Raw genomic sequence first — 12481 nt, 5'->3', positions numbered from 1 at the left:
ACTGGCTATCCGCCCCGAAAGTAGTGAGTGAGTTCATTAGAGCTTGGCCTTAGAAAAAAGAGCGTAAAGAAGAGGACGGAATGAGGCGTTAAAAAATAAATCACTCCGCTGACCAATCCTGATGCAATATCAGCTTGGGAAGGAGCATTGATTTATTTTAGCGTAATGCAGGCCTCTTTAGCTCTTTTTTCGTAAGCCTTGATTTTTTTGGTTCGTTTTTTATCAAGAAAAAATGATCAAAGATTATCCAAAAGTATTAACTAGAATAATGGATAGAAAAACCTATCAATATTTCACATAAAAAAGAGCCCGTAAACCGTAATTAATACAAAGAGTGCCAAGGCAGAAAACTGAACTTTGATTGTACTTGGTTCATTATTTTTACCCTCATTTCTTTTGCTGAACAAATAAATATTTATGGGTAATAATAAAACTGCTAATGAGATCAGTAATACTATTTTCAATGTAGAATCTGGCAAAAGAATTAGTACACCAATAACTGCTATTGGTTGTAAAATGTAATAAAGCGTCTGATATTTTAGTAAATACTTCATAAGACTTTAGATTTATTCCTGTTCATTTTTCTTAATCGTGACGTATTCCTTTTACCTTTCTATAATCACCTCAAAACCGCATTGTAAACGTAGAACCCTCTCCCTTCTCAGATTTCAAGATCAAACTTCCGCCATGCAGACGCATAATTTGTCGGGATAAGCTCAATCCAATACCCGAACCTTTTTTCTCTCCATTTCCACCTACCGTGTAAAACGGAATGAAGATTTTTTCCTTCATCGCCTGTTTTACGCCCGGTCCATTATCCTGAATGTGAATAACCGCCCGTCCAGATTCATCAATTTCCCCCTTCAATAAAATTTGTCCGTCTTGTTGCCCCTCCAATACCCTTATAGCGTTTTTGGTGAGATTGATAAGTACCTGCTCCACCAAATGGGGATCGGCTGTAAGTTCCAGGCTTTCGGGATCACAATCCACTTCTATTTTTGCGCTAACTTCTTCTGCTTGTGTTCTCATTAAACTTTCTGTTCGCTTTAAAGTCTCCCCTACACTAAACTGCTCAAAACTGGGTTCTGGTATTTGGGTAAAATCACGATAGGAATTCACGAATCGCATGAGCCCTTCACTTCTATTACTGATGGTATTCAGCGCATCCGTTACATCCTTGATGGTTTCCGTGTTCAGCTTCACCTCTTCTTTCTCAGGGTCAAGGTGTTCTTCCAACAACATTTTCACGGTTCCAGAGAGAGATGAAATCGGGGTAATAGAATTCATTATTTCGTGAGCCAAAACCTGGGTCAGGTTTTGCCAGGCCTCCATTTCCTTCTCTTCCAGTTCAGTATGAATATTCTGAAATGAAATAAGTTTATAGGCCTCATCCCTCATCCTGAAATCCGTGGCATACATCGCCAGTTGAAGCGTTTCATTTTGAACCGTGATTCGTATCAAACTTCGGGTTCCGCCCTTCTGTTTCTTAACCGACTGATATAACTTTTCGGAAACCGATTTAAGAGAATCAATAGTTCGCAATGTTGCCACTTTGAACAATCTTTTGGCAGCTGTATTTAGCAGAACTACCTCCCCTTTACCGTTCACGCACATCAGCCCAATTCCGATATGCTGTACCACGGTTTCCAGGTAACGAATACTTTCTTCCTTTTCACTGCGCTCTTCTTTGAATCGCTCAATTACCTCATTAAACGATTTATTGAGCTCATCAAAATTACTACCCAAGCCATGGTTCCGAAACGAACCGGTAAAATCAGAATAACGAATGGCTTCTAAAAAGCGAGTCAGCAGCTCATTTGTCCGCTCCAGGTATTTAATAAGTGCAATAATCTGTCCGATGATAACTATTCCCAAAATAGTCATACTCACATAATAACTCGTCTCAAGTACCAGATACATCAATCCCAATAGCGATACCGCCAGAAGCAGCACGCGAATAATAATTCCAAACCGAAAAGATTTAAAAAAGGTCATTTTTTTGAGCTATCAGCAGTCAGCTATCAGGCTTCAGCTGGTTATTTTTAGATTTAAAGTCATTCCCGTAAAGACAGCAATCCAATTTTTCATGTATTTAAAATGAAGAACCTACGAGCGTTCGACAGATCCTCGTAGCGTTCGGTTTAATAGGCTATTACCCACAACGCTCGCAGGACCTATCGGACGCTGCGAGGTTGTCTCCAACCATGCTGAAAACTGACAGCTGATCGCTGAGAGCTTCCCTACAATCCATACTTCTCCAGCCTTCTGTATAGCGAAGCCCTCGTCAGTCCTAGCTCCTCCGCTGCGTGCGAGATATTGCCTTCATGTTTATTCATGGCTTTTCTTATAACCGTTTTTTCTACTTCCTCTAAATTCAAGCCAGAAACAGGGATTTTACTGTTTTCTTCTGAAGAGGTTGTTAGTAAGAAGTCACCTTTTTGGAGTTTATTTTCATCCGTCATTATGACTGCCCGTTCCACTGCATGTTCCAGCTCACGAATATTCCCCGGCCAGTGATATTCTTTCAAATGTTCCAAGGCTTGCTCAGTGATTCCAAAAATCTCTTTTTTGTACTTTGTTCGATACTTTTTCAGAAAGTGCTCCACTAATAATGGGATATCCTCTACACGTTCCCGAAGTGGGGGTAATTTTATTTCAATGGTGTTGATCCGGTACAGTAAATCCTGACGGAAATCCTGATTTTTCACCATCGCATCTAAGTTTTCATTCGTAGCACAAATCAAGCGGATATCAATTTTTTTTTTTTGTTGGAACCAATCCTTCGAATTTCATGCGTTTGCAGTGACGACAGTAATTTGGGCTGAAGTTGAAGTGGAATATTTCCAATCTCATCCAGGAACAATGTCCCACCATTCGCAATCTCAAACCGCCCAGCCCGAGATTCTTTGGCATCGGTAAAAGCGCCTTTTTCATGACCGAACAATTCGCTTTCAAACAAACTTTCTGTCAGAGCTCCCATATCTACCGTAATAAATACATTCTCACTGCGGTTTGAACGACGGTGCAACGCCCGCGCCACCAATTCTTTCCCGGTTCCATTCTCTCCGGTAATGAGCACATTCGCATCCGTTTTTGCCACTTTCTCGATGGTTTGAAACACCTGCTCCATCGCCCGACTCTGCCCAATAATATTTTGATACGGCTGCTCCATATCGGCTTTTAGGGCTGCATTTTGGGTTTTGAGTCGCTGAGAATCTCGCTTGCTTTGGCTGAGATTCATGGCGGAAGTCACTGTGGTCAGCAACTTTTCATTTTGCCACGGTTTGAGTACAAAATCAGAAGCCCCCATTTTTACAGCTTGAACGGCTTTTTCAACATCGCCGTAAGCGGTAATCAGAACCACAGCCATTGCCGGGTCTATTTCCAGAATTTTTTCCAGCCAGGTAAAGCCTTCCTCTCCACTGCTTACATCTTCAGTGAAGTTCATATCCAGTAGGATAGTATCATAATCATATTCCTGCATCAGCGATGGAATCAGCTTGGGATTGGTTTCTACATCTACTTTTTCAACATGTTGCTTGAGATACAGACGCGCCGCATTCAGCACATCGGTATCGTCATCTACTACTAAAATTCGTCCGGTTTTTTTCATTCTATGATAGTGTTTCGGTGTGAAAGTGTTAACGTGTTACGTAGTTCTCCGTGACAGTAGAACACCGTAACACTTTAATACCTTAACACTGTATTAGCCAATTTCATACCACTTGTAACAAAAGACTTCTAAATCACTCTTATCATCAGCGTTGGTTAATCAAACTGTCCGATATCGAACAGCAGGTGTTGGAATGTGAACATTAATTTGGAAAGAATCATCCTTATTTCACTTTTATTGATGGTTAATGTAGTTTGGCACGCATCTTGAAATAAACATAACAGCGAAAGCTAATGTATGGTAGCTTTTCAAGCTCAAAATCATAATTACGGATATTAAAAAGTAAAGGCTTTACCCTTATGGGAATGGATAAAAAAATTGAGAAGAAAACATGGACTTTAAAACGCATCCTCACCATTGCTGCGATCGTGGCTTTTGTTGGGCTGAGTATCTACGCGTTCTGGTTTATGGATGTACGCTCAACTTTAAATGTGGAACGAGATAAAATCACGGTTTCTGAAGTTCAGGAGGATACCTTTCAGGAATTTATCCAGGTTACCGGGACGGTTCAACCCATACAAACAATTTATTTGGATGCTATTGAAGGAGGCGTTATTCAGGAAGTTTTTCTTCAATCGGGAACCATGGTGGAGGAAGGTGATACGATACTAACGCTCACTAATTCCGGCTTACAACTTCAGGTGATGCAACAAACCAATGGCTTGTACGATCAGATCAATAATACCCGAAATTCCCGGTTGGCACTGGAGCAAAATACCCTCAGTTTGCAAGAGCAATTGGCCAATGCGCGCTCTCAAATGGAGATCTTGAGGGGACAATATGAGCGACAAAAGACATTAATGGATCGCGATATGATCTCAGAGGAAGAGTTCCAGACCACCAAAGAAAATTATGAATTTCAGAAACAGCGATATGAATTGACCTATGAATCGTATGTAAAAGATTCGGTTCAGACCATTCGCCAGATGGAGCAGTTGAATGAGTCGGAGCAGCGTATGTACGAGAACCTGGAAGCCGTTCAGCAAATTTTAGATAATCTCACGGTGCGTGCTCCCATTGCAGGGCAATTAAGTACTATCGAACTCAATCAAGGGCAGTCTATTTCTTCGGGCGAGCGTATCGGGCAGGTTGATATCCTCGATAACTACAAGGTGCGTGTTGCCATTGATGAGTATCACCTTTCAAGAATTACGCAAGGACTTCGTGGTTCTTTTAACTTTGACGGGCAAACCCATGAGCTTGAGATCACTAAAATTTATCCGGTCATCAACAATGGTCAGTTTGAAGTTGATATGGAATTTGTGAACGATGCGCCGAATAATTTGCGCCGTGGACAAACGGTGAGAATTCGTCTTGAATTGGGAGAATCGGCCAGTGCGGTTCAAATTCCCCGTGGCGGATTTTACCAAACCACCGGCGGAAACTGGATTTTTGTAGTCGATGAAGACGAAGGCCGTGCCTACCGGCGAGACATACAGTTAGGCCGGCAAAACCCGGAATACTTTGAAGTCCAATTTGGACTCGAACCGGGAGAAAAGGTAATTACATCGAGTTATGATACTTTTGGAGACAACGAAGTGCTGGTTTTAGAGTAGCTGTCAGCCGTCAGCTCTCAGCTTTCAGTTTACATCGAAAAGCACTGAAAGCTGAAGTCTGATAGCTGAAAGCTCAATCACTACTGACTTTTTGGTGAAGTGAGGTTAACATCCGTTTTACCTCCGTCACCTGCATAGTCTGTTCTTTGAAAATTTGGTCATTTATAAATCCCAAATCTTTGGATAATATCAGTTGATATTCTAATTCTGATGCTGATCCCATTCCAATATTTAAGAAATGAGCTAATTGTGATTGCGTATTTCTACCGCATCCCTCAGCAATATTTGAAGGAACCGAAGCGGCAGACCTTCGCATCTGATTGGTCAACCCATACATTTCTTCCTTTGGATAAAAAGTGGTGGATTTATAAATCGCCAATGTTAACTGATGGCTCTTTTGCCAAACCGAAAGTTTCTTAAAATTCCTCATATGAATGATATTAAATTTTGAATTAAAAATAGCTGATAGCTGATAGCTGAAGTCTGACAGCTGAAAGCTTTATAGTTAGAGCATCGAAAACTAAATTCCTTACAAAATTTTTAAAAAGACTAATAATCAATAAAAGCCAAACATGATGATTCAAACAAAAAATCTAAAGAAAGTTTATACGACTGAGGAAGTGGAAACCACAGCCTTGAGCAATGTAAATCTCGAAATCAATGAAGGGGAATTTGTTGCCATTATGGGCCCTTCAGGATGTGGAAAATCAACTCTGCTGAATATCATGGGCTTGTTAGACAATCCTACCGAAGGTGATTATAGTTTTCTGGGCCATGAAATTTCCGATCATTCAGAACGGGAAAGAGCTCAGCTACGAAAAGGAAATATTGGATTCATCTTTCAAAGCTTTAACCTGATCGATGAACTAACTGTTTTTGAAAATGTGGAACTTCCACTACTTTATTTAGGTGTGGATGCTGACGAACGTAAGAAAAAAGTGGAAGCAGCCCTCGAGCGTATGGGTATGATGCACCGTCGTAATCACTTTCCGCAACAGCTCTCCGGTGGACAGCAACAGCGTGTTGCCATAGCCCGGGCCGTCGTTGCAGACGCCAAACTTATACTCGCCGATGAGCCCACCGGTAACCTCGATTCCGACCGCGGTGACGAAGTCATGAAGCTGCTCGCTGAGCTCAATGAAGCTGGAACTACCATCGTGATGGTAACCCACTCGCCCCATGATGCCGACTACGCCCGACGTGTGATTCACTTATTTGATGGCCATGTAGTGACCGAGAATATGCAGGAAGGGTTTCATGTTTAGTAGCTTTCAGCCGTCAGCGATCAGCTTTCAGTTTATTTCATTATTGATAAAAAACTGAAAGCTGAAGTCTGAGAGCTGATGGCTTACACTGTTCACATTCGAACACCGGGTGTAGCAAATCGAACATTTTTGGGGATACAGGTTGCCTTCAATACCGTTTTAAGCGCTTCTTAATTTCTTGGCACGTTTGTTGAATACAGTTTCAGTGTACAGTGATCAGTAAACAGTTAGCAACATTTTACTGATCACTGTTAACTGTTCACTGCTAACTGATTGAATTATGCTCAAAAACTACCTCAAAATCGCCTTCCGAAACCTGTTCAAGAACAAGGTGTATTCCTTTATCAACATCTTTGGGCTGGCAGTGGGAATTGCCTGCTGTTTGCTCATTGGATTATATGTTCACAATGAATGGAGTTATGATGAATTCCACTCCAAATCTGACCGGCTGTACCGGGCTTGGGTGCATGAAGATTATGGAAAGGATGAAATTTACTTCAATTCCGTTACTCCGCTGATTCTGGCTTCTACTCTTGAAAATAATATCCCGGAAGTAGAACAAACCAGCCGCTTTTCAACCTTTTCGAATCTCGTAAAAAGACCGGATCAAACGGAATCTACTTCTGCAACTATTTCAATTGCTGATACCACTTTCTTTGAGATGTTTGATTTTGAGATCATCCGCGGTGATGTAGCTTCCATCAAAGACAATCCCGGTACGGTAGTATTAACTGAACAAGCTGCCAGGCAATATTTTGGAGATGGAAACCCGATCCAGCAAACCTTAAGCATTCAACTTGGTCAAACATTCAGTGATTTCACAGTCGTTGCTGTTACCGAAGATCCGCCGACTAACTCCAGCATTCAATTCAATATCCTCATTCCATTTTCTAACGATACAAGGATATACAGTCAAGGTGCACTCACCAACTGGTTCAGCGTATCGGCGGAGACCTATGTTCTGCTGAGAGAAAACAGCGAATTGGATGAAATTGATGACAAGATGAAATCCATGATGGTTACCGAATTGGGTAATCGCTATGGAGATGAATTTAACGAAGGCGACCTGACTTATACGGTAGGCCTTCAACCTATTACTGATATCCACCTGAACACAGAAGTACCGGCCGGAATTGCGGAGGTGAGCGACCCCATGTATTCCTATATTTTGGGAGCCATTGCCTTGCTGATTCTCATCATCGCCTGTGTGAATTTCATGACGCTTGCCATCAGCCGCTCGACTTCAAGGGCGAAAGAAGTAGGCGTTCGTAAAACTATTGGAGCCTTAAGGCAACACATCATGTTTCAATTTTGGGGTGAGGCACTCCTGATGACCTTCTTTGCTTTGGTGGCCGGAATCTTACTCGCCGAACTGCTGCTGCCTAAATTCAACATGCTACCCGGCACCAATTTACAACTCACTCTAGCCGGAAGTTTTATTCTCTACCTATTAGTTAGCACCATTATAGTCAGCCTGATCGCCGGCATGTATCCCGCGCTTATACTTTCCGGATTTAAACCCGTCGAAGTGCTAAAAGGCCGATTGAATCTATCCGGTGATAAGAACTTGTTTCGGCAATCCATGGTCGTATTCCAATTTACGCTTTCCATTGTATTAATTGCAGGAGCTTTGATCATTACCAAACAACTGGATTATATGCGTTCGGCCGATCTTGGCTACCAAAAAGAACAGGTGGTTGTGTTATCTACGGACTTGAATGCCGGTCCCGGCACCCCCTTATCACAAACCATCGAAGAGGCCACACGCCTTAAAGAGCGGCTGGAATCAGAGTTGGCGGGCATCCCCGAGATCACGTCCTTCAGTATATCCTCCTTTACTCCGGTTCAATCCGGAGGGTGGATATCCGCCGATTTCAGAGATCAAAATGACCAAAAGCGATTTTTTGATTTCAACATTGTGGATCACTCTTTTTTGGACACGTATGAGATCAACGTAGTAGCAGGAAGGAATTTTTCGGTGGAAAATCCATCGGACCAAAGACGTGCTATCATTGTAAACCAATCTCTTGTAGATGATTACGATTGGGAGAACCCCATCGGCCAACGCCTGCCGGGGGCTAATTTTGAAGACCATGAGATTATTGGCGTGGTTGAAAATTTCCACTATGAATCGCTACATACCGAAGTTGAGCCTCTCGTATTAACTATTAATCCTGGCATATTATTCAGCGGGGTTGATAACTTAGGTTTCAATGCTTCGCCTACCCCTCGAATTTCCATAGGACTTGCTTCTCAGAACCTTCCGGTGCTTATGAATCAAATAGAAGAAAGCTGGGAAATGGCGGCTGCAGGATCTCCCTTTAATTATACCTTTATAGATCAGGCTGTGGATATCCAATACCAGCAGGAAGAGCGGCTCAGCCAGATTGTATTTTTTGGCTCCACCCTTGCCATCATCATCGCATGCCTTGGATTATTTGGACTGGCTTCACTGATGGTGGTCCGCCGCACCAAAGAAATTGGCGTTCGAAAAGTATTAGGAGCAAGTTCACAAAGTATCGTACTTCTGGTGAACAAAGAATTCACCAAGCTGGTAGCCATCGCATTTGTAATCGCAGCTCCCATTGCCTGGTACGGAATGAATACCTGGCTGCAGGATTTCGCTTATCGCATCGAATTGGGAATTGGCATCTTTTTATTGTCCGGCCTCACCGTTTTAGCGGTGGCTTGGTTGACGGTCAGCTATCAATCCATCAAAGCAACTTTAATCAATCCCGTGGATAGCCTGCGAAGTGAATAGTAATAGCTGTCAGCTCTCAGACTTCAGCTTTCAGTTTTATCGATATCGAAAAAAACTGAAAGCTGATCGCTGACGGCTGACCGCTCAAAACAAAACTTATGCTTAAAAACTACCTCAAAATAACTTTCCGAAACCTTAAAAAAGACAAGGGCTACACCTTCATCAACCTAACCGGGTTGAGTGTTGGATTGGCTATTTGTCTCATTATTGCACTCTTTATCCAATTCCATTTGGGGTTTGATCAATTTCATGAGAAATCAGATCGCATTTACCGAATTGCTAAGGAAGAATCTCATTCCGGCGAGCCACAGCGTAGCGGAAATATGCAGGGGCCATTGGCCGGTACCTTAGCAGATGAAATTCCTGAGGTTCAACAAGCAGTCAGGTTACAAAGTGTCGGAAAAACCTTGGTTACTGTTGATGGAGAGTCTTTTTATGAAGAAAATATTATGCGGACGGATCCCTCCTTCTTTAAGATTTTTGACATTGTTCAGCTTCAACAAAATAAAGAAGACCTGCTGTCCGACAAAAGCAGTATTGTTTTGACTGAACAAATCGCACATAAGTACTTTGGTGATAGAGATCCACTTGGGCAAATCATCACTTTAAATGAGACTGACGAATATACCGTAACCGGGATCGTTCAAAACCTACCGGCTCAATCGCATGTTCATTTCTCCATGCTGATCAACTTGCCAGATGAACTGTATGGAGTGAACATCATGGACTGGAATCGCCTCAGTGCTTTTTATACCTATCTTTTGCTCGACGAAAATGCCGATCCTGATCAAGTATTAGCAAAAGTACCTCAGGTGCTGGAAGGGAAAATTTCGGACGGAGCCCTGGCTAATACTTCTTATTTCCTGCAACCGCTAAAAGATATACACTTGAAATCTGACCTAAGTTCTGAGTTGAGTTCTGACCGCATTATGAGTATCAACTACATCTATTTATTTGCGACTATTGGGTTCTTTATTTTGCTGATTGCCAGCCTGAATTATATCAACCTTTCAACCGCTCGCGCTACTACAAGGCTGAAAGAAGTGGGCGTTAGAAAAACCGCTGGAGCCGGAAGAAACAATCTATTCTGGCAATTCACCGGAGAAATTTTACTTCTGACATTTTTCGCTGCCCTGCTTTCCCTGGGAGTGGCGGAACTCCTGCTAAATCAGGTTAACGCCTTGATGAAATTAGAACTCAGCACGGCAGCTTTATGGTCGCCCGGGTTTTTGGGAGGTTTCCTACTTGTGGTTTTCCTGACCGGTTTTTTATCGGGAGTTTATCCCTCCTTAATGCTTTCCTCCTTTAAACCATCCGAGGTGCTAAAAGGCAGCCAAAAAGTATTCAGTGGCGGAGGATTACGGAAAGGACTGATCGTGTTTCAGTTTACGGTAAGTATGGTTTTGGTGATTGGGACGCTCATTATTGACCGGCAGATGTCCTACATACAGAATAAAAATCTGGGATTGAATCCCGATCAGGTTTTGAACATTGCACTTGAAACCAACAGTTCACAATCAAGTGCTCAATCTTTCATTGATGAGCTAAATCAAATCCCGGGCATTGAATCTTACACAGCATCAGCTGGCATACCTGCCCATGGTGGCACACGTTTGTATTTATTTTTTAATGAAGATGACGAAGAACCAACCCCCGTGTATTATAACCGGGTTGATCAGGATTTCATTGAAACCATGGGGATGACCTTAGTATCCGGTCGTAACTTTACCCCATCCGATTTCGAACAGGCAAGAACCAAAGCACTGGTGAATAGATCACTTATCGATCAGCAAGGCTGGACACCGGAAGAAGCCATAGGTCAAAAAATTGACTCCTATGAAGTTATTGGAGTACTTCAGGATTACCACTTTCAATCCCTTGAGAATGAAATTGAACCGGCACTAATTACCACCCTGAGTGGTGATCCATACTTTATATCGGCCCGACTAAGCTCCAACAACCTCTCTTCCACAATGGGACAAATTGAAGAAACCTGGCAACAGATAAATCCCGCAGCTCCCATGCAGTATAGTTTCTTAGATGACACTTTCGAGAGCCTGTACCGTTCCGAACAGCAATTAGGTATTCTATTTTCAAGTTTTGCACTGATCACCATCATTATAGCCTGCATGGGCTTATTTGGGTTGATGGCGTTTATGGCCTCTAAACGAGCAAAAGAAATAGGCATCCGTAAAGTACTGGGCGCCTCTATAGCCAACATTGTAGCCCTGCTCTCTAAAGATTTTGTAAAGCTGGTAATCCTCGGTTTTGTGATCGCCAGCCCAATCGCATGGTACGCCATGAACCAATGGCTGGCAGATTTTGCATATAGAATTGAAATCGGCCCCGGCATTTTTGCCCTGGCAGGAATTGCAGCCTTGGTGATTGCTTTGCTTACCGTAAGCTGGCAATCCATAAAAGCCGCATTGGCGAATCCCGTAGACAGTTTAAGAAGTGAATGATAATAGCCGTCAGCTTTCAGCTTTCAGCCGTCAGATTAGGCGGACTGAAAGCTGTTGGCTGACCGCTGAAAGCTTATAACAATGATTAAAAACTACATCAAAATCGCCTTCAGAAATCTTAGAAAAAATAAAATTGATTCTGCTATAAGTATCGGGGGATTGGCGGTTGGATTAGCCTGCTGTATTCTTTTGGTCTTCTATGTTCGGTTTGAATGGTCGCACGATAACTTCCATGAGAATGCGGATCGGATTTATAGGGTTACCGATCAAAGTGAAAATCCAAGCACCGGCGAGGTGTACAAGTCCTTAACAACTCCTTATCCCCTTGCTGCGGTTCTTGACTCTACTTTTCCACAAGCAGAATATGTGTTGAATATTGTAAAGGGTCCTGTTGATATTAAAGAAAACGATAAGTTCATCCAGCAGGTAGTTACATTTTCCGACCCCGGCTTTTTTGATACTTTTACCTTCCCAATTCTACATGGGAACTCCTCTACCCCTTTGGAAAATCCTGATAATATTGTTTTAACCAAGGAAGCGGCTCTGCGCTATTTCGGTACTACAAACGTAGTTGGACAGTCATTAACCATTCGACTTAATAAAGAAGAATATGTCCTTACTGTTTCTGCCGTTACACAAAACATAGCTAAAAATTCCAGTATCAAATTTGACATGGTGCTGCCTCTTGAAAATTATTTCCGAAATGAAAGCCCTGAAAATAGGAAAATGATGCGCGAAACTTGGTATATCGGTTTTGGCTAAAC

Annotated in this window: 7 protein-coding genes and 1 pseudogene; 5 read left to right on the top strand and 3 right to left on the bottom strand. The window is 42.4% G+C overall.

Annotated features, from left to right (window positions below):
- Positions 1-624: 624 nt before the first annotated feature.
- Positions 625-1995: a sensor histidine kinase gene (locus tag RI561_RS06975; protein ID WP_395079511.1), complete on the bottom strand. Its 1371-nt coding sequence runs from the start codon at positions 1993-1995 to the stop codon at positions 625-627.
- A gap of 245 nt (positions 1996-2240) precedes the next feature.
- Positions 2241-3613, bottom strand: a pseudogene (locus RI561_RS06970) (sigma-54-dependent transcriptional regulator).
- A 365-nt stretch (positions 3614-3978) separates the two neighbouring features.
- On the opposite strand from RI561_RS06970, the gene RI561_RS06965 reads away from it, so the two are divergent.
- On the top strand, positions 3979-5229 hold the full coding sequence (locus RI561_RS06965; protein ID WP_395079510.1) for an efflux RND transporter periplasmic adaptor subunit: 1251 nt from the start codon (positions 3979-3981) through the stop codon (positions 5227-5229).
- A 73-nt stretch (positions 5230-5302) separates the two neighbouring features.
- On the opposite strand, the gene RI561_RS06960 is transcribed toward RI561_RS06965, so the two are convergent.
- Entirely contained in the window at positions 5303-5659 is a 357-nt protein-coding gene (locus RI561_RS06960) for a four helix bundle protein (protein ID WP_395079509.1), read from the bottom strand.
- Between the two features lie 145 nt (positions 5660-5804).
- Here RI561_RS06960 and RI561_RS06955 point away from each other — a divergent pair, with 145 nt between their 5' ends.
- The 4 genes from RI561_RS06955 to RI561_RS06940 all read left to right on the top strand — a co-directional run bounded on the left by RI561_RS06955 (position 5805) and on the right by RI561_RS06940 (position 12479).
- Positions 5805-6494 (top strand): ABC transporter ATP-binding protein, encoded by a 690-nt coding sequence (locus RI561_RS06955; protein WP_395079530.1) that lies wholly within the window; start codon positions 5805-5807, stop codon positions 6492-6494.
- 280 nt (positions 6495-6774) lie between these two features.
- Positions 6775-9255 (top strand): ABC transporter permease, encoded by a 2481-nt coding sequence (locus RI561_RS06950; protein WP_395079508.1) that lies wholly within the window; start codon positions 6775-6777, stop codon positions 9253-9255.
- A 98-nt stretch (positions 9256-9353) separates the two neighbouring features.
- Positions 9354-11717, top strand: a complete 2364-nt coding sequence (locus RI561_RS06945; RefSeq protein WP_395079507.1) for an ABC transporter permease — start codon at positions 9354-9356, stop codon at positions 11715-11717.
- Between the two features lie 81 nt (positions 11718-11798).
- Entirely contained in the window at positions 11799-12479 is a 681-nt protein-coding gene (locus RI561_RS06940) for an ABC transporter permease (protein ID WP_395079506.1), read from the top strand.
- The last annotated feature ends 2 nt before the right edge of the window (positions 12480-12481 follow it).

Origin of the sequence: Gracilimonas sp. (assembly GCF_031581265.1) — a bacterium.
Lineage (GTDB): Bacteria > Bacteroidota > Rhodothermia > Balneolales > Balneolaceae > Gracilimonas.
Note: the sequence above shows the minus strand (reverse complement) of the source record. Positions and strands in the feature narration are given on the sequence as shown.